Below are 23,324 nucleotides of genomic sequence, written 5' to 3' on the forward strand. Positions count from 1 at the left end.
TCACCGGCACGCTGTCCGGCCCGAGCGTGCCCGCCGAAACCGTGTACGGGCGCTTCGCGTGGGATGTCAATCAGTGGCCGTTCCCCGGCGAAGACCTGCCGGTCGCCTATCCGCCGGGTAAGCCGCAGCACTGGCAGATCGGCCATCCGGGCCAGGGGCCCGCATTCGGGTCCTGAACCGTGCCAGGCCGTGGCCTCCGGTCCGGCACTGGCCGCTACCCGCTGTCGGCGCGGCCCGGCATGTCGTCCGCACATCGCCGATCTCGTGCCCCGGGGAGATATCCGGGCCGTTTTATTCGAAGGTGAGGGACTCCGGGTCGTCGGCGTAGGCGCGGGCCACCTCGCGGGACAGGTCGAGGGCACGGCGGGCCCAGGTCAGTGGCGAGGCGCCCAGGCCACAGGTGGGTGTGACCAGAATGCGGTCGGTGAGCGTGCGGCGCGGGAAGCCGAGGCGGTCGACCAGACGCACGCCAGGCTCGGCGAGCCCTCGCCAGCTCGGCGGGGTCGGCGGAGCACTCGTGGGCACCAGGCCCACGGCGAGGTATTTGCCGGCGTCGAGGAGTTCACCGATGGCGTCGAGATTGCCGGTGGCGATGGTGGCCACATCGAATCCGATTGCGGCAGCGGCACTTCCGCGCAGGAACGGCAGCGGCGGCGGTGCGGCGCAGCAGTGGATCAGCACCGGACCGGATTGGGCGGTCACGACCGTGTCGAGGATGTACAGCGCCTCGGGTTCGGGAACCGCGCGCACGGTATTCAGGACGCTGGCCCCGCGCAGACCACCCTCCAAAACGGCCCCCAACGACGGTTCGTCCAATTGCACGACGATATCCGCGCCGAGCCGCTTGCCGACCTCGGCGGCATGATTGCGCAGTCCTTCGGCCAGGGATTCCGACAGATCGCGTACCGCACCGGAATCGGTGAGGACGCGATGACCGTTCGCCAGTTCGAGGTGCGCCGCAAGCGTCAGCGGGCCGACCGACTGCACCTTGACGGTACGGCCGGTTCCCGTCAGACCCGCTGTCTCCCAGATCTCTTCGAGAGCGTCCAGATCGGTACGGAGCAGATCGTGTGCGCGGCGCGCGGTCGACCCCGGGCGGGCGGACAGGCGATATCCGCGAGTGGTGGTGTCGAATTGCATATCGACCAGCAGCGCCGAGGCGCGCCCGACCATATCCGAACCCACACCGCGAGCGGGCAATTCGGGAAGGTGGGCAAGCGCGGGCAACTCACCGACAATGGTGGCGGCGGCCTCGCGCGGATCAGTCCCCGGCCAGGAGCCGACACCGGTAGCCACACCTGTGGGTATGCCCCGCTGGTCGCCGGATTCGTTGTCACTCACGTGTGTCACCCGTTCTCGATGGTTGCGCCGGTGACGACGGATCGACCGACCCGGCTGACGCATCTTCCCAGACCGGCTCAACGCCCGTTGTCGCAGGCCGATCGGTGTGCTGCGCCTCCGCGGACCACATCGGCCCAGCCGGTCGACCGTCGCGGCTACCGCGATCGGCGCACGACCGACGTCACAGCACCGAGTCCGCGACCAGCTTCCCGGCTTCGTCGGCTCGCTCACGTCCGGTGCCGCTGATGGTTCCGCTGCCGATCACCCGGTCTCCCTGCGGATCCGGCAGATAGGCGACCACGGCCTGCCCCCGTGCGACACCGGTCAGCGGCTCGCGCAGCCGGGCGATCAGCCCGCCGTCGACCGCCTCCACGACGGCCGGGGCGATGCCGCCGTGCGCACGCACCTGGACGATGCAGTCGAAGGGTTCCGACGGCACCTCACCGGAGGTCCACACGGCCCGATCCGCCTCCACCGTCCAGACATTCAGATCTTCCGCGGGACCGACGTGAACGGTGCCGGAGTCCGGGTCGATCTCGGTGACGTAGCGGGGCCGGCCGTCCGCGGCGGGGCCGGGCAGCCCGAGCCCCTTGCGCTGTCCGATCGTGAATCCGTGCACGCCTTCGTGATCGGCCAGTTTGCGGCCGTCGCTGTCGACGATGGCGCCGGGGCGCACACCGATCGACGCGCCGAGGAACGCGCGGGTATCGCCGGAGGGGATGAAGCAGATGTCGTGGGAGTCGGGCTTGTTCGCGACGGCGAGACCACGCTCGGCTGCCTCTTCGCGGATGCGCGGCTTCGGGGTGTCACCGACCGGGAACATCGCCCGCGACAGCTGGTCGGCGGTGAGCACGGCCAGCACATAGGACTGATCCTTGTCGGCGTCGACGGCGCGGCGCAGCACACCGTCGGACAGCTGCGCGTAGTGGCCGGTCACCACGGCGTCGAAGCCCAGCGCGGCGGCGCGGTCGGCCAGGGCCGAGAATTTGATCTTCTCGTTGCAGCGCAGGCACGGATTCGGCGTCTCACCGGCCGCGTACGCGGCGACGAAGTCGTCGATTACGTCCTCTTTGAAACGGTCGGCGAAGTCCCAGACGTAGAACGGGATTCCGAGCACATCGGCGGCGCGGCGCGCATCGCCGGCGTCTTCTTTGGAACAGCAGCCGCGCGATCCGGTGCGCAGCGTTCCGGGGGTGGCCGACAGGGCCAGGTGCACGCCGACCACCTCGTGACCGGCGTCGACCGCACGCGCGGCGGCCACGGCGGAATCGACGCCGCCACTCATCGCTGCCAGCACTCTCATCGCGAACCTCCCTTCGCACCGGCCAGTCCGGCCGCTTCGGCCCGTTCCACCACGGACGGCAGAACTTCCAACACTCTGTCGATCTCGGCCACGGTCGTGGTGTGGCCGAGTGAGAACCGCAGGGAGCCGCGCGCCTGCCTCGGCTCCACACCCATCGCGAGCAGTACATGGCTCGGCGCGGCCACCCCGGCGTTGCACGCCGACCCGGTCGAGCACTCGATTCCGGCGGCGTCGAGCAGCATCAGCAGGGAATCACCCTCGCAGCCGGGGAAGGTGAAGTGAACGTTCCCGGGAAGGCGCCTATCCCCGGTGGCACCGTTGAGGACAGCATCGGGAAGCGCGTCGCGTACACCGGCGATCAGGCGGTCGCGCAAGTCGACCAATTCCACTGTGCGCGCGGGCATGTCCCGTACGGTCTCCCGCAGCGCCGCGGCGATTCCGGCCGCGGCCGGCACATCCGAGGTGCCCGATCGCAGATCGCGCTCGTGGCCGCCGCCGTGCAGCAGCGGGACGCAGCCCACCTGCCGGCCCAGCAGCAGGACACCGCATCCGTGCGGACCGCCGACCTTGTGTCCGGCGAAACTGGCCGCCGCCAGACCGCTCGACGCGAAATCGATGGGCAACTGGGCAGCCGCCTGCACCGCGTCGCTGTGCATCGGAATGTCGAATTCCTGTGCGACGGAAGCCAATTCGAGAATCGGCTCGATCGTGCCGACCTCGTTGTTGGCCCACATCACGCTGACCAGGGCGGTATCGTCGGCGTGCGCGGACAGCGCCGCGCGCAGCGCCCCCGGCGAGACGACGCCCTCGGCGTCGACGTCGAGCAGGGTGACCTGTGCGCCCTCGTGCTGCTGCAACCAGTCCACCGCGTCGAGCACCGCATGGTGTTCGACCGAACTCACCAGGATGCGGGTGCGGCGCGGATCGGCATCGCGACGGGCCCAGTAGATGCCCTTGACCGCGAGATTGTCGCTTTCCGTGCCGCCGGAGGTGAAGATCACCTCCGAGGGACGCGCTCCGAGATCGGCCGCGACCGATTCGCGCGCCTCCTCCAGCAGTCGCCGCGCCGTGCGGCCGGAACCGTGCAGGGACGAGGCGTTACCGACCGTGCCGAGCACAGCCGTCATCGCCTCGACGGCGGCCGGGAACATGGGTGTCGTGGCCGCGTGATCGAGGTAGACCGTCTTGGGCGCCGCTGCGACCGGACCCGGGAAAGCCGACATCATGACCGATCCAGCCTATCCCACCGTTGACCTGCACACCTTGGGGGTATCCTTCCGCTTTCCGCGCACCACCTACGCTTCACCCCCATCGGCAACCCGGCGGCCCTCCCCCGATATTCCCGATGACCACCGAAGATTTCCGCCGGCCCCGATTCCCCGCGGGGACACCCGGACAGTCGACGACCAAGCATGTGCTCGATATTTGCTGAGGCTTGCTCACGACCTATCCCCGACGCCCGAACACATCAACGTTACCATTCGAAAACGACTGGACTTCAGGCAATTTCGTGCCATCGGCCAGCGCGCGGGAAGTTTGCGGATGTCGGCGTTTCTGACTAGGCTCGGATGCAGAACGATCACCACGGTGGGGCCCGGTCAGCTCGAGCGAGAGCAATTCCGATATCCCGGCTCGCCGTGGATGTGTTGGGGGTTATTCGCAGACATTGACGGTTCGGCCCGGTATGCGGCAGATCGTGTCCGGGCTGTGAGGTGAGGAGAACGGTGAGCGGCAAACTGATCACGGCAACTCCGTCGGCGGCCCTGCTGGTCGAGGAGATCGTCGATCGCTACGGCTCGGTCGAGCAGTTCTGCAATCAACTCCGCCGGGATCTGGACGATCCGACCGTGCAATTGCCGCGCCTCACCCATCTGATGCCACCGGACGGCGGCCATCCCCATACTCATCTCGCCTGGTCACGGGCGTGTCCGGAACGCGTGCCGGTCGGCGAACCCGATACGTCGCCGCCCGATCCGGACGGACCCGGGACAGTCGTGGCGGGCCTCTATCCAGGCCCGGCGCCGACTGCCGAACCTGGGCCGATCACACCCACGCGAGCCCAGCCCTTGACCGGCGAAGCGCACGTGCGCCGACGCCTGTGGCGCCGGTTGCTCCACTGGTTGTGATTCGCCTCACCGAGCGCTGGGAGCGGCGCGGCGCACGGCGGAAACCAACTCTCGAGTCCGCTGCTGCGCCGCGGCATCCCCACGCACACTGACGATCAGATCGGTGACACCGGCGCGGGCGTATGCGCTGATACCTTCTGCCACAACATCTTCGGACCCGAGCAGCGCGGTCTCGTGCACACCGGTCAGATGCTGGCGATCCAGCAGAGCACGGTAGCTCGGTAGCCGGGAGGCCGGGGCCAACGCCTGCGCCAACTCCTGCCTGAGCTCGTCCGGATCGTGAGTCACGGCCGCCGACACCACGACGACTGTTCGCGGTGTCGGCCGCCCCGCCGCGGCAGCCGCTGCCGCCAGCCGCGGGCCGATGTGATCGGCGATGATGTCGGGTGTGGTCCATGTGGTGACCGAACCGTCGGCCAGTTCACCGGCGACCTTCAGCATCGCCGGCCCCAACGCCGAGACCACGACCGAGGGCGGCGTCGCCCCGGCGACCTCGATCGTGCCGGCCGCTCGCAGCGTCTCGCCACGATAGTCGGTGGTCTCGCCGCGCAGCAGCGGAGTGAGCGCCGACAGATATTCGCGAATGTGCCGGGCGGGTCGCTCGTAGGACAGCCCGTACGCGTCCTCCACGATGTGCGGATGGCTCGGCCCGATCCCGAGGGTGAACCGATTCGGCGCCAGCGCGGTGGCCGTCAGCGCCTGTTGGGCGAGTGCGATGGGATGCCGGGCGAAGGTGTGGGTGATCGCCGTTCCCACCTCGATATCGGCGGTCTCCCGCAATGCGAGCGTGGCGACGGTCAGGGCATCCCAGCCGAGCACCTGATTGAGAAACACACTGTCCAGTCCGGCCCGCTCCGCCCAGCGGATCCGCTCCACAACCTCGGTGACCGGCGCGGTTCCGCCGATGTAGAGACCGATGCGCACCATGAACCCCTATCCCACAACGGGACTCTCACACTATCGGGCGTGCGCTGTCGGGACAGAGTTCGAATCACATCGATTCGATCGCCGCGACGGCGCGTCCGGTCGCCCGGATCTCCTCGGTCCCGGTCACGCTTCGCCGACCCCGGACGTGGTCGCCGGCGCCCGGCGGTCGATGATCGGGGTTGCCCGGCCGTCGTCGGCCGGTGAGGAAGGAGTTCGGCCACATGAACAGTGCGTTCTTCCGCGTCAAGCACGAGGACACCGAGGAACTGCATCCCGAACCTCGCGCGGGCAGCGGCTGGGGCGCGGATCAGATGCGCGGGCCGGCCGTCAGCGCCGCGCTGGCACGGGAGGTCGAGCGCACGGTCGAGACCCTGGGCCGTCCGGATCTGCAGCCGGTCCGGTGGACGCTCGATCTGTTCCGCGCGGTGCGGATGCGCCCCTCGGTGACCTCCGCGACGATCGTCCGCGAAGGCCCCCGGCTCTGTCTGGTCGATGCGGTGCTGACCCAGGACGGCGAACCGGCGGCTCGCGCGAGCGCACTGTTCCTGCGACCGAGCGAGGCCCCGCCCGGGCAGGTGTGGTCCGGCGGCACCACACCCACCGCTCCCGCCGCGGGCCGGCGGCCCACACGAGACCCGGAACGGCTGTACCACACCGAATCCGAGGGCTGGGGCGAGTGGACCGACGCCTTCCGCGACAGCCCCCGAAAACGTATCTGGCACTTCGCCATTCCGGTGGTCGAAGGCGAGGAGCCGACCCCGTTCCAGTTCGCGGCCTCGGTCGCCGACGTCACCAATATGGTGTCCAATCTCGGCAGCGCCGGCCTGGAATACATCAATCCCGATGTGACGATGGCGATTACCCGCCTGCCGGTCGAGGGGGAAGTCGGCCTCGCACTGACCGAACGCGTCGAACACCACGGCCTCGCCGTCGGCACCGCGGTGATGTTCGACCGCCACGGCGTCCTCGGCACCACCACCGTCTCCGCCATCGCCAACGCCCGCCGCGCCGTCCGCATCGACCGCGGACGCGACTGAGAGCGAACGTTTCCGACGCGGTTCGTCCCTCACGTGATCAGCTCGCTGGGGCGGGGCCGGTGAGTATGGCCTGTGCGGAGGGCCGTGGCGGGGCGGGTGCTGTCGTCGGCACGGGTTACCCGGACTACGTGGGCCGCATCCGGATCGCGCAGGCGAGGCAACCCCGCCGGAGCGAGTCCCGGGCGTATGGTCGCCGCATGCGCCTGAGCACCCGGAATCAGCTCGACGGCACCGTTGTCTCGGTCACGCGCGGTGAGGCCATGGCGGTCGTTCGGGTCCGCCTCACCGGCGGGGACGAGATCACGTCGTCCATCACCCGCGATGCCGTGGACGATCTCGGCCTCGGCGAGGGATCGGCGGTCAAGGTACTGATCAAATCGACCGAGGTCACCCTCGGTATCGAATAGATCCACCGGCGACGCCATCCGGCCGCACACGTAGCCTGGTCTCGTTCGTTCCGGACGCGGCCCAGCGGCCGGGTCGTGCCGATGGAGGATGTGCCGTTGTGACCGTCACGCTGCGTCCGGACGCACGACTGCGGTCCTCACCCGACGGACGAGTGCTGCTCGGCGGGGGTCCGCTGCGGATGCTGCGCCTGTCCCCCGCCGGTGCCCGCCGGGTGCGGGCGTGGTTCGCGGGCGAACCGGTGGGCAGCGACCCGGGCGCGCAGGCGCTGGTGCAGCGGATGCTGGCGGCGGGCGTCGCGCATCCGATGATCGACCGGGGCTGTCACAGCATCGCCGATGTCACTGTCGTCGTCCCGGTCAAGGACAACCTCGGCGGGCTCACCCGGCTGCTCGCCGCGACCGGCGACGTGGGCTCCCGCATCGTGGTCGACGACGGTTCCGCCCTGCCGATCACCGGTCATATCACCGAGGACGGGGAAATACCGCCGACCGTGACGATCGTCCGGCACGCGTCCGCGCGCGGTCCGGCGGCGGCACGCAACAGCGGATACCGGGCGGTGCGGACCGAGCTGATCGCATTTCTCGATTCCGATATCGTGCCCGATCCGGGCTGGCTGGAACCACTCCTGCCGCTGTTCGACGATCCGGCGGTGGCGGCCGTGGCCCCGCGGGTGCGGACCTTGGAGCACGGCGTGCTCGGCAGATACGAGGCCCACCGGTCGAGCCTGGATATGGGCGGCCAACCGGCGGTGGTGCGGCCGGGCGGGCGCATCTCCTACGTCCCGACCGCGGCGCTGGTCGTGCGCCGCTCGGCCGTGGACCGGGCCGGCGGATTCGACGAAAGCCTGCGCTACGGCGAGGACGTCGATTTGATCTGGCGGCTCGTGGGCGACGGGAAACTTGTTCGCTATCAACCCGATTCGGTGGTCCGGCACGAGCCGCGCGCCACGCTGCGGGCGTGGTTGCGGCAGCGCTACGACTACGGCACCTCCGCTGCCGTGCTGGCGCGGCGGCATCCGGGGCATCTGCATTGTGCGCGCCTGCCCCGCAGCACCGCGTTGCGCTGGGCAACGGTCGCGCTGGGCCGCCCGTGGCTCGGCGTGGCGACGGCCGCCGAACCGGTGCGGCAACTGCGGCGGCTGCGCGCCGCCGGGCTACCGGCGTCGATGGCCGCGACGGTGGTCGGCGAGGCCGAACTGTCCGCGGTACGTCAGCTCGCCGACGCGCTGCGCCGAATCTGGTGGCCCGCAGCACTGTTCGGTCGCCGGGGACGCCGGTTGCTGCTCGCGGCCTACCTGCCGGTGGTGGTCCGCGCGGTGGCGGCCGGGCGGGATCCGCGGGCCGGACTGCTGCGCATCGCCGACGATCTCGCCTACGGGCTGGGAGTGTGGGCGGGATGTCTGCGGACACGGACCGCGGAGCCGGTGGTGCCGCTGCTGTATCGAACCGACGGAGACAGTGATGCGGCTCGCTGATCTGACCTCGGCCGAACTCGCCGAAGCCGATCGCGCGCCGCTGCTGGCGATTCCGCTCGGCGCGACCGAACAACACGGACCGCATCTACCGCTGGGCACCGATACCGCCGTGGCGGTGGAACTGTGTCGCCGCTTGGCCGCCACCCGTGCGGATATCGTTGCGGCGCCCGCGATTCCGTACGGATCCAGTGGTGAACACGCCGGATTCCCGGGAACACTGTCGATCGGGCACCGCGCCCTGGAACTGCTCATTGTCGAATTGGTGCGCTCGGCAGACGAATTCGCGGGCGTGATCCTGGTGAACGGGCACGGCGGAAATCTCGGGCCGCTGCGGGCCGCCCAACGCCTCCTGACCACGGAAGGCCGATCGACCCTGGTGTGGTCGCCGACCGGCCCCGCCGACGACACCCACGCCGGACACGCGGAAACCTCGGTCATGCTCCATCTGGCCCCGGAGCGGGTCGCGATGCACCGCGCCGAACCCGGCACGACCCGGCCGCTGCGCGAGCTGATGCCACGCCTGCGCTCGGGCGGTGTGAAGGCGGTGAGCGCCAACGGAATACTCGGCGATCCGACCACCGCCGATGCCGCCGAGGGCGCGCGGATACTCGAACGCTGGACGAGCGCCTTGATCGCCGCGGTCGCCGAAAGTTTTCCCGAACCGCGCTGAGGCAGCCGCATCACGACGGGAGATCGGCCTAGCCTGGGCGAACCCACTGCATCGCGATCGATGGAGGTAACGACATGGCCTGGACCGCCACTCAGCTCGATCGGATCGGATCTTCCGAGGAGCTGGAGATCACCAGCTACTACGAGAACGGCGCACTGCGGGACTGGACCACCATCTGGGTCGTGCGCGTCGACAACGATCTCTACATCCGCTCCGCGTACGGACAATCCGGCGGGTGGTACCGCCACGCCATGCACACCCGCGGCGCGCGAGTCCGCACCCACGGCGTGGAAACCGACGTGACCCTGCATCCGGTCACGGAGTCCTACATCAACGACCGCGTCCGCAAGGCCTACGAGTCGAAGTACCGCGACCAGCCCAGCGCCCTCGAACCGATGCTGGCCCCCGCCGCCGAGAACACCACCCTGCGCGTGGACCCGGTCGGATAGTCCGGGGAGCGGTTATGTTCGCACCGGCACCGCGTTCGACGACTGTGAGCGGCGGATACGGTGAACGCCGGCGGCACGTGAGCCGCCGGTCCGCCGCTGTTCCGGTCACCGTCCGGTGAAGTAGTGCCCCTCCTCCAAGTCCTCGATGAGGTTGGGGTGCAAGGGTTTCCACCCGAGCAGAGCGGTTGTCGCCGCAGCCGTGGTGGGGTTGTCGAGCTGGACCATCGGGGCGAGGAAGCCGAAGTGGTCGGGAGCCTCCTCGGCGGCGATGCTCACGACCGGCACGTCCAGGTGACGGCCGATCACCTCGGCGATGCGGCGCAGCGGTATGCCTTCGTCGCCGACCGCGTGCAGGCGGGTGCCGGCGGGGGCGGATTCCAGAGCCAGGCGGTACAGAGTCGCCGCGTCGAGGGTATGGCCCGCCGGCCAGCGGTTGCCGCCCTCGCCGACGTAGGCGGAGACGCCTTTCTCACGCGCGATGGCGATCAGGGTGGGCACGAAACCGTGGCGGTCGAGGGTGCTGTGCACGGTCGGTGGCAGCCGGACCACACTGGATCGGATTCCACGCTCGGCGAATCCGATCACCTCGTTCTCGGAGTCGATGCGCGGACCGCCCGGTAGCGAGTCGGCTTCCGTGCCGGTTCGCCCCAGGGCCGCGAGCAGACCCGTTCCGGATGTGCTGACCAGCGGCTTACCCGATCCGGCCAGGGCATCGCCGAACGCCCGGACCACCCGCAGATCGGTGTCGGCCGCACCGAGGAAGTCTCCGGCGATCATGTTCTCGTGCTTGAACGCCAGGTGGATGACGCCGTCGGCCGTGCCCGCCGCCTCGGCCAGCGCCTCCGGATCGTCGAGATTTCCGCGACGCACCTGCGCTCCCGCGGCCTCCAACGCCGCGGCCGAGGCATCCGATCGGGCCAGCCCGACCACCTCGTGCCCCGCCGACAGCAGTTCCGGAACGACCGCGGACCCCACATGCCCCGACGCCCCGGTGATGAATACGCGCATGGAAAGACCTTCCCGCGAGGAATACGCCGCGATGTGCGCGACGGCCGCCGATGTCAGCGACTGCCATCACGCTACACCTCTACGTCAGCCGCTGTCATCACCTGAATCCAGACGCACCCGAAACCGCTCGACGCCCGGGTACTTCTCCCCCAGCGACGTCACGCCGAATCCCAGGGCCACGTAGAAGCCGAGCGCCGAGCGGTCCGTTTCGGCCACGATCGGCACCGCGGGATCGTCGGCGCGGATTCGCGCCACCAACCGCCGCCCGACCCCTCGCCCGCGCATCGATGTCGCAATGTGCAGCAGCACGATCCGGTCCGCACATCGTTCGTACCCGGCCACCCCGAGAGGCTCGGACTCGCGAAACGCCGCCAGCAGAGCAGTCGCCGGATCGTCGCGATAGCGGCGCAGTACCGCCTCGAGGCGGGTCCCGCCGCCACCCACGGCCGCCGACAGCAGCGAACGCAGCCGGATATCCGCCGCGAGATCGCGACCGGTTCGAAACGTCGTCATCCGGGCACCGTATCCCCGCGGAACATGGCGCGAGCGATCCCTGCCGCGAGGTAGCTCTCAGGCCGAATTCGCTGCGCGGCGTTCGATTTCCGCGGTGCTCCAGGCGCCGATCATGCGGGCGGTCATGACGATGGCTTCGCGGCGTTCCTCGGGGTCGACCTCGAGCGCGGAGGCCCGCAGGACCGCGGAGAATCCGGTGTTCACCAGGACGAAGGCCATGACGTCGAGTTCGTGGTCGTCGCTCGGGCCCAGGATCTGGATCAGCAGCACCTTCACCAGCAGCCGCAGGCGGGGTTCGAATTCGGGGATGCCGCTGTTGTAGAACTGCACCCCGGCGGCCAGGGCGCGGACGAGTTTCGCGTTGTCGACCAGTTCTTCGCAGATGGCGGCGAGGATGTCGGCGGTCATATCCTCCACCGACCGGTCCGCGCGATCGAGCCGTTCGGTGAAGCGGCGTTCGATGCTCTGCAGCAGTCGCTCGAGCAATTCCTCGACGATGACCGTGCGGTCGGAGAAGTAGCGGTAGACGGTGCCGATGCTGAGGCCGGCCTCGGCGGCGATCCGGTTGGTCGAGGTGTTCTCGATCCCGCGCTCACCGAACAACCGCGCCGCGGTGTCCAGGATGTGCTGGCGGGTTTCCTTCGCACGCTCCTGCGTCGGGCGTCGACGCTGACCGACCGCCTTGGACGGCATCACGCACTCCTACCTGATCTCGCGCCTGTTGGTCGGTTGCTCATCCTAGGATGGCCGCGAACGATATCCACCCTGTTCGGCGGCTCGCCACGACGAATTGGCCGAGTCCACAAAGGACCGGCATTTCCGCTATTACATTGGCGCGACAGCGCATTTCCCCACCGAAAGGCCGACCATGCCGGACCGAGTAGTCGGAGTCGTACTCGCCGCCGGGGCGGGGCGGCGATTCGGCCGCCCCAAGGCCACGGTCGGAAACTGGCTGACCATCGCGGTGGACGCCCTGCGCGACGGCGGATGCGCGGAGGTCGTGGTGGTGCTCGGCGCCGCCCGGGTTCCGCCGATTCCCGCGACCACCACGGTGGTGGCGCAGGAGTGGGCCCAGGGAATGAGTGCGTCGGTGCGCACGGGAATCGGTGCGGCGCAGCGACTCGACGCCGCGTACGTCGCACTGCACGTGGTGGATACGCCCGATGTCGGCGCGGATGTGGTCGCCCGGGTGATCGAGGGCGCGACGGCCGACCCGGCCGGTATCGCGCGCGCGAGTTTCGCCGGACGTCCCGGCCATCCCGTGGTGATCGCACGCCGGCACTGGGCCGATCTGCTGCCGACCCTGTCCGGTGATCGTGGCGCCGCCGCTTATCTGCGTAGCGTTTCCGCGCACGCCGTGGAATGCGGCGATCTGGCCACCGGCCGCGACATCGACGAACCCGGCGACCTCGAACGCTGACGCGGCCCGCTCAGCCCCGCCGCGCTCGCCGCCGGATGACGGCCACCAGCACCACGAGCATCAGCGCCGCCGCGAATCCGCTGTAGCGCACCACTGGTGCCGATCCGGCGGCAGCGAGCAGATCCAGTGGCTCGGCCGGGGTGCGCGAGGCGGTAGTCCGCTGTCGTTGCGCGGTGACGGTCGGCGCGCCCGCGTCCGGCTCCTCCGTCACGGCGCGCAGCGGTTCGGCCGGCTGTGCCGAGGCGGTGATCTCGTCGGCGAGGTTGGTGGCGAACTGCCCGATCAGGGTCGCCGCGACATCGGCCAGCGCGCCCCGGCCGAACTGTGCGGGCTTGCCGGTGATCGCCAGATCGGTATCGACGAAAACGTCTGTGCTGCCGTAGTTCTCGACCAATCGGCAGGTGATGGTCGCCGTCGCCGTGCCGTTGCCGCGCACCTCACGGCCACGCCCCTCGAGGACCGCGACCCCGGCCTGCTCGTCCTGCGAGACGACCTTGATGATCCCGTTGTAGCTCAACCCCACCGGACCGAGTTTGACCTTGATCTTGCCGTGGAAATCGTCGCCCTCGCGCGAGGTGATGGTCGCGCCGGGGACACACGGCGCGATGCGTTCGAGGTCGAGCAGCACCGGCCAGGCCTGCGCCGTCGGAACGGGAATGGTGAACGTGTTGTCGAGTTTCATGAAAGTCCTCGGTCGGTCAGGTCCGCCGCGCGGCGGGTGCGGCGATATCGGCCTCGTCGCCGGTGGACGATTCGGCACCGGACTCGCGCGCATCGGCGGCGGCGCGGACCGCGCGCACGATGCCCTGATATCCGGTGCAGCGGCACAGATTTCCCGAGATCGCCTCGCGGATCTCGGTGTCGGTGGGGTCGGGATTCTCGCGCAGGAAAGCTGTCGCGGAGACGATGAAGCCGGGCGTACAGAAGCCGCACTGCAATCCGTGTTCGGCGCGGAAGGCCTCCTGCACCGCCGACAGTGTCCCGTCGGGTTCCGCGATGCCCTCGACGGTCGTGATCTCGGCGCCGTCGGCCTGCACCGCGAAGAGCAGGCAGGAGCGCACCGCGGCACCGTCGAGCAGGACCGTGCAGGCGCCGCACACCCCGTGTTCACATCCGAGGTGCGTGCCGGTGAGCCCGCAGCGGTCGCGCAGATAATCGGCCAGCGTCAGCCGGGCCGGAACGGCGTCGCGGCGGCGAAAGCCGTTGACCCGCACCTCGATATCGATCTCAGTCATTGCTCGCCTCCGCTATCGCGCGGCGCCACGCCCGCGCCACCATCGCCGCACCGAGCCGGCGGCGGTATTCGGCCGAACCGTGCACATCCGACGAGATCGCCGTCAGATTCGCGGTCGCCGCGACGCCGACCTCCTCGGCCGCCACCGCATCGGCGGGCCGGCCCGGCAACTCGGCCTCGGCCTCGTGCGCCCGCACCGGGGTCGGCGCGAGGCCGAACAGGCCGATCGCGCAGCGCTCGATGCGGGAGTCCCCGTCCAGCCGGACCGCGATCGCCGCCCCGGCCATCGCGAAATCGCCGCTGCGCCTTGTGAATTCCTCGATCGCGTAACCGCTGCGCCCGGACCGGACCGGGACGGTGATCGCGGTGACCAGTTCGTCGGGTGCAAGCGCGGTCGTCCACATACCGGTGAAGAAGTCCGCGGCCGCGACGGTGCGCCGCCCACGCGGGGACAACGCCTCGATCTCGGCGTCCAGAGTCAACGCCACCACCGGATATTCGGCCGCGGCGTCGGCATGGACGATCGAACCGCCGATGGTGCCGCGGTTGCGGATCTGGAAGTGCCCGATCAGCGGTGTCGCCCGGTGCAGCAGCGGAACCGCCCGGCGGATCTCCGCCGAGGCGCCGATCGCCGCGTGGGTGGTCCCCGCGCCGATCCGCACACTCGACGCACCGGCCTCGATTCCGCGCAGGTCGTCGACTCGCCGCAGATCGACGAGGTGATCGAAGACCGCCAAGCGCAAAGCCAGCATCGGCACCAGACTCTGGCCGCCGGCGATGAGCTTGGCCTCGTCACCGAGTTCGGCGAGCAGTCTCACCGCCTCCTCGGCCGAGGCGGGGGCGTGATAGTCGAAGGCGGCCGGTTTCACGCCGGCTCCTTCCCGGCGGCGCGTGCCCGCTCCACCATGTCCACGATCCGGGCGGGTGAGAGCGGCAGCTCCCGGAGCTCGACTCCGAACGGCGACAACGCATCCGCGACGGCGTTGAGCACGGCAGGCGCCGCTCCGATCGCCCCGCCCTCGCCGACGCCCTTGTAACTGCCCGGCCCCGGACTGGGCGTCTCGACGTGACCGACCTCGATGACCGGCACCTCCATGGCGGTCGGCAGCAAGTAGTCCAGGAAGGTCGTCGCGACCGGATTGCCGCTCTCGTCGTAGGCGAGATGTTCGTAGAGCGCGCCGCCGATGCCCTGCACGGTGCCGCCGTAGATCTGGCCCTCCACCACATTCGGGTTGATCATCGGGCCGACGTCCTCGCTGACGATATAGCGCAGCAGCGTCACCGCCCCGGTCTCGATGTCGACCTCACAGGTGCAGATGTGGGTGGCGTTGGCCCAGATCGCCATCTGCGAGGTCTTGTGCCGGCCGTTGGCCTCGAGTCCGGGTGGGACTCCGGGCGGCAGACTGTCCGCCTGGAAGTAGGCGATATCGGCGATCTCGGCCAGCGTGAGCCCCTTGTCGGGGGCGCCGCGCACGCTCGCGCGGCTGTCGGCGATATCGATCTCCTCCGGCGCGACGCCCAATCGGTGGGCGGCGATCGCGACGATCCGCTCGCGCAGCACGGCCGCGGTCTGCCCGATCGCCCCCGCGGTCATCGATCCGGAACGGCTGCCCCCGGTGCCGCCGCCGAACGGCGTCACCGCGGTATCGCCCTGAATGGTCCGCACGTCCGACAGCGTGACCCCCAGCGCGGCGGCCGCGAGCTGAACGACGGTGGTTTCCAAGCTGTTTCCGGCCGAACCGCCCGCCACGTAGACGTTGACCTTGCCGCTGGGTTCGATGCGGATGGTGGCGCCTTCGGTGCTGAGGAACGGGCTCGCGCCGGTCGTCGGTTCCACATAGGTGCAGGTGCCGACGCCGAAGTAGCGGCCCTGCGCGCGAGCGGCGCGCTGTTCGGCACGGAAGGCGTCGTAGTCCAGTTTCTCGACCGCCTGCTCGAGCGTCTCCAGCGGCGAGATGTTGTCGTAGGACATGCCGTTGGGATTGGCCCACGGCAATTCGTCGCGGCGCAACATGTTCCGGCGGCGCAGCTCGATCGCGTCGATACCGATCTGCCGGGCCGCGTGGTCGAGCAGCACCTCGCGTGCCACCGATTCGAACTGCCACGGCCCCCGATAGGCGACGCGCCCGACGGTGTTGGAGTAGAGGAACTTCGCACTGAACGAGGCGTCGGTGATGCGATAGGGGCCGGGGAACAGGATGCCGACGACCACACCACCGGTGATCGGCGAGGGCGTGGGATAGGCGCCGACGTTCTGCACGTGATCGATGGAGGCCGCGACGATTCTGCCGTCGGCATCGAATGCCATTGCCACATCAGCGTTCTCGTGCCGGGCCAGGCCCGAGGCCATCAAATTCTCCTGGCGGTCCTCGATCCATTTCACCGGGGTGCCGAGCGCACGGGAGGCGAGCATGACACAGGTCTCCTCGCGCAGCGGCAGCTGTTTGAGCCCGAAACCGCCGCCGGTGTCGCGCGCGATCACCCGGACCTGGTGTTCATCGATGCCGAGCAGGCGGGCGCAGAACGCCCGGACCTCGTGCGGCGACTGGGTGGCGATCCAGATCGTCATCTCCGCCGTCGAGGCCGTCCATTCGGCGAGGATGCCGCGGGTTTCCATCGGCACCGGCAGATAGGCCTGCTGAAAGATCCGCTGCCGCACCACATGTGCGGCCGACTCGAACAGCGGTGCCAGGTCGGACGCCGGGCGCCCGCCCATCGCCCCGGCCGAATTGCCGGCGAATCCGGCGTGCACCAGGTTCGGCGACTGTTCGGCGGTGGTGTAGTCGACCACGGGATCCAGCGGTTCGTAGTCGATGACGACCAGTTCGGCGGCGTCTTCGGCGATATAGCGGTCGGCGGCGATCACCAGCGCGACCGGATCGCCGACGAATCGGACCTCCTCCTCGGCCAGCGGCGGACGCGGCACCGGCGGCATGCCGACCATGTCCAGGTCGTAGGAGATCTCGTGCGCACCGGGGTTGAGGTCCGCGGCGGTGTAGACGGCGAGCACCCCGTCGAGTTCCAGTGCCGCCGAGACGTCGATCGTGCCGATGGTCGCGCGGGGCAGCGGGCTGCGCACGAAGCAGGCGTGCACCGCGCCCGGGCGGGTCACGTCGTCGACGAAGGTTCCGGCGCCGGTGACCAGCCGCGCGTCCTCGATGCGCGGTACACGGGCGCCGACGACGGAGGCGCTCGCGGTGGTTGTCGTCGAGGTCATCGGGCGGCTCGCATCGCGGTCATCGGACTGATCCCCTCTTGTTCGCCGTCGGACAAGGACCGGCACCTCGCGGTCGGTTAACAATATATGCCCAAAGTGAGACCGACGCTACAGTATATGGAGAATGCAATTCTCATCGGAGGTCGGCGTGCGCGAACTCGGCGAGCACCTGCGGCACTGGCATGCCGCCGCAACGACCTACGCCCTGGCCAGCGTGATCGGGGTGCGCGGCAGTGCGCCACGGGCGGTGGGCACCACCATGGCGGTCTCGGCGTCGGGGCAGGTGCGGGGCAGCCTTTCCGGCGGCTGTGTGGAGGGCGCGGTCTACGAGGAATGCCTGCGAGTCCTCGAATCCGGGGAGCCGGTCCGGCACACCTTCGGCTACAGCGCCGACGACGCCTTCGCCGTCGGGCTCACCTGCGGTGGTGAACTCGACGTGTTCATCCACCGGGTCACCGCGGCCGAATACGACACCATCGATGCGGCGCTGGATCCGGATCGGCCGGTCGCGCTGGTGCGGGATCTGGAATCCGGTGCGATGGTCGCGGTGCGAGTGGATCGCACGGTCGGTGGGCCCGCGGATCCGGCCGTGATCGCGCACGCTCGTGCCATGCTCGAGGCCGCTACCAGCGCGGTCCGCACCATCGGTTGCGCGGATCGCGAACGCACGGTGTTCGTGGCGTCCTTCGCGCCGCCGGCGCGCATGATCGTCTTCGGCGCCACCGATTTCACCGCCGCGCTGTGCCGGGTCGGGCGGCTGCTCGGCTATCGGGTCACCGTCTGCGAACCGCGTCCGGTCTTCGCCGACCGGGCACGCCTGCCCGAGGCCGACGAGGTGGTGCGTGAGCGGCCCGACCGCTATCTGGCCGGGACACAGGTGGATTCACGCACGGTGATCTGCGTGCTGACCCACGATCCGAAATTCGATGTGCCCGTTCTCGCGGCGGCGTTGCGGCTACCGGTGGCGTATGTGGGGGCGATGGGTTCGCGGCGCTCGGATCGAGAGCGCCGCGAACACCTGCGCGACAACGGCATCACCGATCGACAGCTGCGGCGGTTGCATTCACCGATCGGCCTGGAACTCGGCGGCCGTACGCCGGAGGAGACGGCGGTGTCGATCGGCGCCGAAATCGTGGCGGTGCGCCGCGGCGGCTCCGCACAACCGCTCTCGGCGACCGACCGGCCGATCCACGCCGACCCCGGACTCGCCTCGTAGCCACCGGCAGGTGTGCGAATCACCGGCGGTTAACATCCACGCGTGGCGAAACTGACAGTATCGGTGGATGTTCCGATCTCTCCCGATCGGGCCTGGTCGCATGCGGCGAATCTGGGCGAACTCGATCAGTGGCTGATCATGCACGAGGCGTGGCGCGGCCGGGTGCCCGATGAGCTCACCCCCGGTACCGAACTGGTGGGCATCGCCTCGGTGAAAGGTTTGCGCAATCGCGTGCGCTGGACCGTGCGCACCGCCGAACCGCCGCGCCGGCTCGTGCTGAGCGGCGCCGGCAAAGGCGGCACCAAATTGGGATTGGAACTGCTGGTCGCGCCGAACGCCTCGGGCTCGGCGGTCACGGTCGACATCGACCTGGGCGGGCGGCCGTTGTTCGGCCCGATCGGGGCGACGGTGGCACGAGCGCTGCGGGGCGATATCGAACGCTCACTCGACCGGTTCGTCGACCTGTACTGCTGAGCACGCCCGTCATCGCGGCTCGAGAACGACCAGCGGGATCGTGCGACCGCCCGCCCGACGCCGATAGAACTCGTAATCCGGTGTCATCGTGACGAATTCGCACCAGAGGTCCGGATCTCCGGCCGCGGTCGCGACCCGCGCCGGACGCACCTCGGTTCCGATCCGGATCGTGGTGTCGGGGTGGGCGAGGATGCGCGCGTGCCGACGGCCCGGCATGTGCCCGCCGATCCGCCCACCCGACCATCGATACAGCGGCCCGCAACCGCTGCGGGCTTGCGAACCGCATTCACGGCAATATGCTTGTGATTGTGACGAATCTGCGGATCAGTGAGGCGGCGGCGCTGCTGGGGGTCAGCGACGACACCGTGCGGCGCTGGATCGATCAGGGGCGGTTGCCGGAGATCCGGCTCGACAGCGGCCGCAAGGGAGTACGCGGCGCGGACCTGGCCGAGGTATTGCGTGGTCAGCACGCCGAGGCGCACGAGCCCGGAGTCACCGTCGCCGCCTCGGCACGCAACCGGATGCGCGGCATCGTCACCCGCATCGTCAAGGACACGGTGATGGCGCAGGTCGAGATGCAGGCCGGACCGTTCCGGCTGGTCTCGCTGATCAGCCGGGAATCGGTGGACGAACTCGGTCTCGAGGTCGGCAGTATCGCCGTCGCCTCGGTCAAATCGACCCACGTCGTGGTCGAGATCCCAGAAAGTTGACGAGTATGCACATCCTCCGAACCGCCGGCGCCGCGGCGGCCGTCGTCGCCGTCACCGCCGCCCTGGCCGGATGCGGGTCCGACGACGCGACAACCACGTCCGCGACGGGCGACCTCTCGGGCACGGTCACGGTGTTCGCGGCGGCCTCGCTCACCGAGACGTTCACGAAACTCGGACACGACTTCGAGGCCGCCCACCCCGGCGTGAAGGTCGTCCACAGCTTCGGCGGCAGTTCGGCACTGGCCGAGCAGATCAAGCAGGGGGCGCCGGCCGATGTCTTCGCCTCCGCCGCCCCGGCCAATATGCAGCAGGTGGTCGACGCCGGTGAGGTCACCGCGAAACCGGACACCTTCGCGAGCAATCGGCTGGAAATCGCTGTGCCCAAGGGCAATCCGGGCAAGATCACCGGACTGGCCGATTTCGGCAGGACCGAACCGCGGATCGCGTTGTGCGCGGTGCAGGTGCCGTGCGGTGCCGCCGCGGAGAAGGTCTTCCAGATCTCCGGCATCACCCCGCAGCCCGATACCCGCGAGCAGGATGTCAAGGCCGTGCTCACCAAGGTGACCCTCGACGAGGTCGACGCCGCCCTGGTCTACCGCACCGATGTGCAGGCGGCCGGCGACAAGGTGCGGGGCATCGACTTCCCGGAATCGGCGAAGGTGATCAACACCTATCCGATCGCGCCGCTCGCGAAGGCGCCCAACGCCGCCGCGGCCGCCGCCTTCGTCGACTACATCCACTCCGATCCGGCGAAGAAGGTGTTCGCCGCCGCGGGATTCGACACTCCGTGAGCAGGCCGGGAACGCGGCGGCGGGCGGCATCGGGACGGCGGCCGGTCGTACTGGTGCTGCCCGCGCTCTGCGCGCTGGCGTTCCTGGTGATCCCGCTGATCGGCCTGCTGGTGCGCACCCCGTGGGCGAGTCTGTCCGATCGGCTGTTCAGCGCGGAAGTCGGTACTGCCCTGCGGCTTTCGCTGATCTGCGCCACCTGCGCGACCGCGATCTGCCTGGTGCTGGGCATCCCGCTGGCCTGGCTGCTGGCGCGGGCGCAGCTGCCGGGCCGGGGACTGATCCGCGCGCTGGTGACGGTGCCGCTGGTACTGCCGCCGGTGGTCGGCGGGGTGGCGCTGCTGCTGGTCTTCGGCCGGCGCGGGCTGCTCGGGCAATATCTGTACGACTGGTTCGGCATCTCGCTGCCGTTCACGACACCGGGAGTGGTGGTGGCCGAGGCGTTCGTCGCCATGCCGTTTCTGGTCATCTCGGTGGAGGGCGCGCTGCGCAGCACAGACACCCGCTACGAGGAAGCGGCCGCCACCCTCGGCGCGAGCCCCTGGTACACCTTCCGCCGCGTCACCCTGCCCGCGATCGCGCCGGGTGTGCTCGCCGGCGGCGTGCTGTGCTGGGCGCGGGCGCTGGGCGAATTCGGCGCGACCATCACCTTCGCCGGGAATTTCCCCGGCCGCACCACCACCATGCCGCTCGCGGTGTATCTCGCGCTGGAAACCGATCCCGATGCCGCGATCGTGCTCAGCCTGGTGCTGCTGCTGGTCTCGGTCGCGGTGCTGGTGGCGTTGCGCGAGCGCTGGATTCGAGGAGCGGTATGACGCTGCGGGCCGAACTCGAGGTACGGCGCGAGCGCTTCCGCCTCGACCTCTCACTGTCCGTCGCACCCGGTGAGGTGGTGGCGCTGCTGGGCCCCAACGGCGCCGGGAAGACCACGGCACTGCGCGCGCTGGCCGGACTGGTCCCGCTCACCGGCGGGCGCCTCACCGTCGCCGACGCGGTCTGGGACGAGCCGCCGGGCGTCTTCGTCCCGCCGGAACGTCGACAGGTCGGCGTCGTATTCCAGGATTACCTTCTGTTCCAGCATCTTTCGGCGCTGGAGAACGTCGCGTTCGGCCTGCGGGCGCGCGGTATGCGACGCGCTCGAGCCCGGGCCTGCGCCGCCGACCGGCTCGAGCGGGTCGGCCTCGCCGAACACGCGCACGCCACGCCCCGCACCCTTTCCGGCGGGCAGGCGCAGCGGGTGGCACTCGCGCGCGCCCTGGCCACGGACCCGCAGCTGCTGCTGCTCGACGAACCACTGGCCGCCCTCGACGCCGGGACCCGGATGCAGGTGCGCGCCGACCTCGCCCGGCATCTGCGTGACTATCGTGGACATACCGTGGTGGTCACCCACGATCCGCTCGATGCGATGGTGCTGGCGGACCGGCTCGTCATCCTCGAACAGGGCACGGTCGTCCAGCAGGGCGCACCCGCCGAGATCGCGCGGCAGCCACGCTCGGATTATGTCGCGGATCTGATGGGGCTCAACCTGTTTCGCGGCACGGCCGACGGCACCGGTGTCGAGATCGACAACGGCGGGCACCTCACCGTCGCCACTCCGGCGACCGGCCGGGTCTTCCTCGCCTTCCCGCCGACCGCGGTGAGCCTGCATCCACAGCAACCGACTGGCAGCCCGCGCAACTCCTGGCCGGTGACTGTCGGCGGCCTGGAACACCACGCCCACCTCACCCGCGTCCGACTCGACGGAGCTCCGCCGGTGCTCGCGGACATCACCGCGGCAGCGGTGGCCGACCTGCGCATTCAACCGGATATGCGGGTATGGGCCGCGGTCAAGGCCACCGAGATCCACGTCTACCCCGCTTGATATCTCGAGGTCGACGGCGTGGCGCGTACCGATTTCCCGGTCCGCGCACATCCGCGCACTATGCTTGCCGGTCGATAGCTGTTCGCGATCTGCTGCCATGACATCGAGGAACAGGATCCAGCTATGCGACGTCCCCTCATCGCCGCCGCGACAGGCATCGCCGCGGTGACCGCCGTCGCGTCGATCTTATGGACCGGCGGGAGCGAAACGAGTCACGCCCAGCCACCCGGCACGGACGTGACCGGTTCGGGAGTCCATCTCACCGCGTCGGTGGACAACATCGGGGTGAACCCACCCGGTGACCGGACACCGAACTACCTCATGACGTTCTCCCATGCCTCGCAGCTGTCCGGGAATTTCTCGGTCAACGTCGAAGGTGACCCGATCACCTCGGGTCAGGCGGTCGCGGGATTCCTGCTCGGCTGCGGGATCAGCGTGGCCGGCGGTTTCGACGTGGGCATCTCGCCCAACCAGGGACTGCAACTCAGTATCTCCCCGACCTTCACGCCGCCGTCTCTGACGACTGCCGCCGCGCCCATCGCCACCACCGGTAGCGCCACTCCGACCACCAGCGGTACCAGCACCTCCCCCACGACCGCCCGTACCACTACCACTCCCACCAGGGCTGTCCGTACGAGTGTCGCGCCCACCACGAGTTCCACTCCCACGACGACTGTCGTATCCCCGACGACCGTCACATCCCCGACCACTGTCACGCCTCCGACGACAGTCCTCCCCACCACGGACACTCCCACGATCACCACTCCGAGCCTGCCCACCACGTCCGGTAGCGCGGGGCTGCCCGGGGTATCGCCGCCCGGTTTCGACCTCGGGCCGAGCGTGGGAGGCTCCCTCGGCCTGTCCGAGAACCTGGACGCGAACATCGGTCCCGGTCAGGTCACCACCGCCACCACCGCGACGGCCACCCTGGACAACACGACCGCTTTCCCATACCACATCGCATTCAACAACGCCGCGTTGAACGTCTCCCAGTGCGCGTCCCCGGTTGCGGCGGTCCCGTTCGTCTCCGCCACGGTGTCGACGCCCACGGGCCTGGTGCAGACCACCGCGTACGGCGATCAGTTCACGTTCTGACGCGCACTCCCCCATGACGCAGCCTGGGCCGCCCGCATCGCGGGCGGCCCAGG

26 protein-coding genes are annotated in these 23,324 nt (G+C 69.5%); 14 read left to right on the forward strand and 12 right to left on the reverse strand.

Annotated elements, in window-relative coordinates:
- Positions 1 to 291: 291 nt before the first annotated feature.
- From RJ03_RS29610 to RJ03_RS29620, 3 genes are all read right to left on the reverse strand, one after another.
- Positions 292 to 1,341, reverse strand: coding sequence for a methionine synthase (locus RJ03_RS29610; protein WP_245552428.1), 1,050 nt, complete (start codon positions 1,339 to 1,341; stop codon positions 292 to 294).
- 181 nt (positions 1,342 to 1,522) lie between these two features.
- Complete coding sequence (gene mnmA, locus RJ03_RS29615) at positions 1,523 to 2,644, reverse strand: tRNA 2-thiouridine(34) synthase MnmA (RefSeq protein ID WP_036508785.1); 1,122 nt, start codon at positions 2,642 to 2,644, stop codon at positions 1,523 to 1,525.
- Positions 2,641 to 3,870, reverse strand: a complete 1,230-nt coding sequence (locus RJ03_RS29620; protein WP_036508787.1) for a cysteine desulfurase family protein — start codon at positions 3,868 to 3,870, stop codon at positions 2,641 to 2,643. The genes mnmA and RJ03_RS29620 overlap by 4 nt, the downstream gene beginning before the upstream one ends.
- A 498-nt stretch (positions 3,871 to 4,368) precedes the next feature.
- Here RJ03_RS29620 and RJ03_RS29625 point away from each other — a divergent pair, with 498 nt between their 5' ends.
- Complete coding sequence (locus RJ03_RS29625; RefSeq protein ID WP_036508790.1) at positions 4,369 to 4,770, forward strand: hypothetical protein; 402 nt, start codon at positions 4,369 to 4,371, stop codon at positions 4,768 to 4,770.
- A gap of 6 nt (positions 4,771 to 4,776) precedes the next feature.
- Here RJ03_RS29625 and RJ03_RS29630 read toward each other — a convergent pair whose 3' ends face one another.
- A complete protein-coding gene (locus tag RJ03_RS29630) occupies positions 4,777 to 5,697 on the reverse strand; it encodes a TIGR03564 family F420-dependent LLM class oxidoreductase (protein WP_083871421.1) in 921 nt (306 codons plus the stop codon).
- A 221-nt stretch (positions 5,698 to 5,918) separates the two neighbouring features.
- Between RJ03_RS29630 and RJ03_RS29635 the strand changes: the two genes are divergently transcribed.
- From RJ03_RS29635 to RJ03_RS29655, 5 genes are all read left to right on the forward strand, one after another.
- The gene (locus RJ03_RS29635) at positions 5,919 to 6,734 is read left to right on the forward strand and encodes an acyl-CoA thioesterase domain-containing protein (RefSeq protein ID WP_036508793.1); all 816 of its coding nucleotides are present in this window, start codon (positions 5,919 to 5,921) and stop codon (positions 6,732 to 6,734) included.
- Between the two features lie 197 nt (positions 6,735 to 6,931).
- A complete protein-coding gene (locus tag RJ03_RS29640; RefSeq protein ID WP_036508795.1) occupies positions 6,932 to 7,141 on the forward strand; it encodes a TOBE domain-containing protein in 210 nt (69 codons plus the stop codon).
- Positions 7,142 to 7,239: 98 nt separating this feature from the next.
- The gene (gene mftF, locus RJ03_RS29645; protein WP_051025417.1) at positions 7,240 to 8,616 is read left to right on the forward strand and encodes a mycofactocin biosynthesis glycosyltransferase MftF; all 1,377 of its coding nucleotides are present in this window, start codon (positions 7,240 to 7,242) and stop codon (positions 8,614 to 8,616) included.
- Positions 8,603 to 9,286 (forward strand): mycofactocin biosynthesis peptidyl-dipeptidase MftE, encoded by a 684-nt coding sequence (gene mftE, locus RJ03_RS29650; protein WP_036508798.1) that lies wholly within the window; start codon positions 8,603 to 8,605, stop codon positions 9,284 to 9,286. Before mftF ends, mftE begins: the two co-directional genes overlap by 14 nt.
- Before the next feature lie 74 nt (positions 9,287 to 9,360).
- Complete coding sequence (locus tag RJ03_RS29655; protein ID WP_036508800.1) at positions 9,361 to 9,735, forward strand: DUF2255 family protein; 375 nt, start codon at positions 9,361 to 9,363, stop codon at positions 9,733 to 9,735.
- 105 nt (positions 9,736 to 9,840) lie between these two features.
- Here RJ03_RS29655 and RJ03_RS29660 read toward each other — a convergent pair whose 3' ends face one another.
- From RJ03_RS29660 to RJ03_RS29670, 3 genes are all read right to left on the reverse strand, one after another.
- On the reverse strand, positions 9,841 to 10,743 hold the full coding sequence (locus RJ03_RS29660) for an SDR family oxidoreductase (protein ID WP_036508802.1): 903 nt from the start codon (positions 10,741 to 10,743) through the stop codon (positions 9,841 to 9,843).
- Positions 10,744 to 10,827: 84 nt separating this feature from the next.
- Positions 10,828 to 11,256 carry a GNAT family N-acetyltransferase gene (locus RJ03_RS29665; protein ID WP_036508804.1) on the reverse strand — a complete coding sequence of 143 codons (429 nt, stop codon included), beginning with the start codon at positions 11,254 to 11,256 and terminating at the stop codon, positions 10,828 to 10,830.
- Between the two features lie 57 nt (positions 11,257 to 11,313).
- Positions 11,314 to 11,949 (reverse strand): TetR/AcrR family transcriptional regulator, encoded by a 636-nt coding sequence (locus RJ03_RS29670; RefSeq protein WP_036508805.1) that lies wholly within the window; start codon positions 11,947 to 11,949, stop codon positions 11,314 to 11,316.
- A gap of 175 nt (positions 11,950 to 12,124) precedes the next feature.
- On the opposite strand from RJ03_RS29670, the gene RJ03_RS29675 reads away from it, so the two are divergent.
- Positions 12,125 to 12,676 carry a nucleotidyltransferase family protein gene (locus tag RJ03_RS29675; RefSeq protein WP_036508807.1) on the forward strand — a complete coding sequence of 184 codons (552 nt, stop codon included), beginning with the start codon at positions 12,125 to 12,127 and terminating at the stop codon, positions 12,674 to 12,676.
- Between the two features lie 10 nt (positions 12,677 to 12,686).
- Here RJ03_RS29675 and RJ03_RS29680 read toward each other — a convergent pair whose 3' ends face one another.
- From RJ03_RS29680 to RJ03_RS29695, 4 genes are read right to left on the reverse strand one after another with little or no spacing between them, the layout of a single operon-like run.
- Complete coding sequence (locus RJ03_RS29680; protein WP_036508808.1) at positions 12,687 to 13,358, reverse strand: SRPBCC family protein; 672 nt, start codon at positions 13,356 to 13,358, stop codon at positions 12,687 to 12,689.
- A 16-nt stretch (positions 13,359 to 13,374) separates the two neighbouring features.
- Positions 13,375 to 13,911: a (2Fe-2S)-binding protein gene (locus RJ03_RS29685; protein ID WP_051025418.1), complete on the reverse strand. Its 537-nt coding sequence runs from the start codon at positions 13,909 to 13,911 to the stop codon at positions 13,375 to 13,377.
- The gene (locus RJ03_RS29690; RefSeq protein ID WP_036508810.1) at positions 13,904 to 14,779 is read right to left on the reverse strand and encodes an FAD binding domain-containing protein; all 876 of its coding nucleotides are present in this window, start codon (positions 14,777 to 14,779) and stop codon (positions 13,904 to 13,906) included. The genes RJ03_RS29685 and RJ03_RS29690 overlap by 8 nt, the downstream gene beginning before the upstream one ends.
- Positions 14,776 to 17,127 carry a xanthine dehydrogenase family protein molybdopterin-binding subunit gene (locus RJ03_RS29695; protein WP_036508812.1) on the reverse strand — a complete coding sequence of 784 codons (2,352 nt, stop codon included), beginning with the start codon at positions 17,125 to 17,127 and terminating at the stop codon, positions 14,776 to 14,778. The genes RJ03_RS29690 and RJ03_RS29695 overlap by 4 nt, the downstream gene beginning before the upstream one ends.
- A gap of 124 nt (positions 17,128 to 17,251) precedes the next feature.
- Here RJ03_RS29695 and RJ03_RS29700 point away from each other — a divergent pair, with 124 nt between their 5' ends.
- Together RJ03_RS29700 and RJ03_RS29705 are read left to right on the forward strand one after the other, a co-directional pair.
- On the forward strand, positions 17,252 to 18,343 hold the full coding sequence (locus RJ03_RS29700; RefSeq protein ID WP_086007338.1) for an XdhC family protein: 1,092 nt from the start codon (positions 17,252 to 17,254) through the stop codon (positions 18,341 to 18,343).
- A 42-nt stretch (positions 18,344 to 18,385) separates the two neighbouring features.
- Complete coding sequence (locus RJ03_RS29705) at positions 18,386 to 18,817, forward strand: type II toxin-antitoxin system Rv0910 family toxin (protein ID WP_036508815.1); 432 nt, start codon at positions 18,386 to 18,388, stop codon at positions 18,815 to 18,817.
- A 9-nt stretch (positions 18,818 to 18,826) separates the two neighbouring features.
- On the opposite strand, the gene RJ03_RS29710 is transcribed toward RJ03_RS29705, so the two are convergent.
- Positions 18,827 to 19,033: a nitroreductase/quinone reductase family protein gene (locus tag RJ03_RS29710; RefSeq protein ID WP_051025419.1), complete on the reverse strand. Its 207-nt coding sequence runs from the start codon at positions 19,031 to 19,033 to the stop codon at positions 18,827 to 18,829.
- 92 nt (positions 19,034 to 19,125) lie between these two features.
- Here RJ03_RS29710 and RJ03_RS29715 point away from each other — a divergent pair, with 92 nt between their 5' ends.
- From RJ03_RS29715 to RJ03_RS29735, 5 genes are all read left to right on the forward strand, one after another.
- Positions 19,126 to 19,527 carry a TOBE domain-containing protein gene (locus RJ03_RS29715; RefSeq protein ID WP_036508843.1) on the forward strand — a complete coding sequence of 134 codons (402 nt, stop codon included), beginning with the start codon at positions 19,126 to 19,128 and terminating at the stop codon, positions 19,525 to 19,527.
- A 5-nt stretch (positions 19,528 to 19,532) separates the two neighbouring features.
- A complete protein-coding gene (gene modA, locus RJ03_RS29720) occupies positions 19,533 to 20,318 on the forward strand; it encodes a molybdate ABC transporter substrate-binding protein (protein WP_036508817.1) in 786 nt (261 codons plus the stop codon).
- Positions 20,315 to 21,130 (forward strand): molybdate ABC transporter permease subunit, encoded by an 816-nt coding sequence (gene modB / locus RJ03_RS29725; protein ID WP_036508820.1) that lies wholly within the window; start codon positions 20,315 to 20,317, stop codon positions 21,128 to 21,130. The genes modA and modB overlap by 4 nt, the downstream gene beginning before the upstream one ends.
- Positions 21,127 to 22,176 carry an ABC transporter ATP-binding protein gene (locus RJ03_RS29730; protein ID WP_036508822.1) on the forward strand — a complete coding sequence of 350 codons (1,050 nt, stop codon included), beginning with the start codon at positions 21,127 to 21,129 and terminating at the stop codon, positions 22,174 to 22,176. Before modB ends, RJ03_RS29730 begins: the two co-directional genes overlap by 4 nt.
- Before the next feature lie 123 nt (positions 22,177 to 22,299).
- Entirely contained in the window at positions 22,300 to 23,271 is a 972-nt protein-coding gene (locus RJ03_RS29735; RefSeq protein ID WP_036508824.1) for an MspA family porin, read from the forward strand.
- Positions 23,272 to 23,324 lie beyond the last annotated feature (53 nt).

Source organism: Nocardia aobensis NBRC 100429, from assembly GCF_000308375.1.
GTDB classification, from domain to species: domain Bacteria; phylum Actinomycetota; class Actinomycetes; order Mycobacteriales; family Mycobacteriaceae; genus Nocardia; species Nocardia aobensis.

Excerpts from the sequence above, each read along its gene's own strand:
- mnmA (WP_036508785.1), bottom strand. The coding sequence starts at position 2,644 with ATGAGAGTGCTGGCAGCGATGAGTGGCGGCGTCGATTCCGCCGTGGCC.
- RJ03_RS29620 (WP_036508787.1), bottom strand. The coding sequence starts at position 3,870 with ATGATGTCGGCTTTCCCGGGTCCGGTCGCAGCGGCGCCCAAGACGGTC.
- RJ03_RS29630 (WP_083871421.1), bottom strand. The coding sequence starts at position 5,697 with ATGGTGCGCATCGGTCTCTACATCGGCGGAACCGCGCCGGTCACCGAG.
- RJ03_RS29635 (WP_036508793.1), top strand. The coding sequence starts at position 5,919 with ATGAACAGTGCGTTCTTCCGCGTCAAGCACGAGGACACCGAGGAACTG.
- RJ03_RS29640 (WP_036508795.1), top strand. The coding sequence starts at position 6,932 with ATGCGCCTGAGCACCCGGAATCAGCTCGACGGCACCGTTGTCTCGGTC.
- mftE (WP_036508798.1), top strand. The coding sequence starts at position 8,603 with ATGCGGCTCGCTGATCTGACCTCGGCCGAACTCGCCGAAGCCGATCGC.
- RJ03_RS29655 (WP_036508800.1), top strand. The coding sequence starts at position 9,361 with ATGGCCTGGACCGCCACTCAGCTCGATCGGATCGGATCTTCCGAGGAG.
- RJ03_RS29660 (WP_036508802.1), bottom strand. The coding sequence starts at position 10,743 with ATGCGCGTATTCATCACCGGGGCGTCGGGGCATGTGGGGTCCGCGGTC.
- RJ03_RS29665 (WP_036508804.1), bottom strand. The coding sequence starts at position 11,256 with ATGACGACGTTTCGAACCGGTCGCGATCTCGCGGCGGATATCCGGCTG.
- RJ03_RS29670 (WP_036508805.1), bottom strand. The coding sequence starts at position 11,949 with ATGCCGTCCAAGGCGGTCGGTCAGCGTCGACGCCCGACGCAGGAGCGT.
- RJ03_RS29675 (WP_036508807.1), top strand. The coding sequence starts at position 12,125 with ATGCCGGACCGAGTAGTCGGAGTCGTACTCGCCGCCGGGGCGGGGCGG.
- RJ03_RS29680 (WP_036508808.1), bottom strand. The coding sequence starts at position 13,358 with ATGAAACTCGACAACACGTTCACCATTCCCGTTCCGACGGCGCAGGCC.
- RJ03_RS29685 (WP_051025418.1), bottom strand. The coding sequence starts at position 13,911 with ATGACTGAGATCGATATCGAGGTGCGGGTCAACGGCTTTCGCCGCCGC.
- RJ03_RS29695 (WP_036508812.1), bottom strand. The coding sequence starts at position 17,127 with ATGACCTCGACGACAACCACCGCGAGCGCCTCCGTCGTCGGCGCCCGT.
- RJ03_RS29700 (WP_086007338.1), top strand. The coding sequence starts at position 17,252 with ATGCAATTCTCATCGGAGGTCGGCGTGCGCGAACTCGGCGAGCACCTG.
- RJ03_RS29710 (WP_051025419.1), bottom strand. The coding sequence starts at position 19,033 with ATGCCGGGCCGTCGGCACGCGCGCATCCTCGCCCACCCCGACACCACG.
- modA (WP_036508817.1), top strand. The coding sequence starts at position 19,533 with ATGCACATCCTCCGAACCGCCGGCGCCGCGGCGGCCGTCGTCGCCGTC.
- RJ03_RS29730 (WP_036508822.1), top strand. The coding sequence starts at position 21,127 with ATGACGCTGCGGGCCGAACTCGAGGTACGGCGCGAGCGCTTCCGCCTC.
- RJ03_RS29735 (WP_036508824.1), top strand. The coding sequence starts at position 22,300 with ATGCGACGTCCCCTCATCGCCGCCGCGACAGGCATCGCCGCGGTGACC.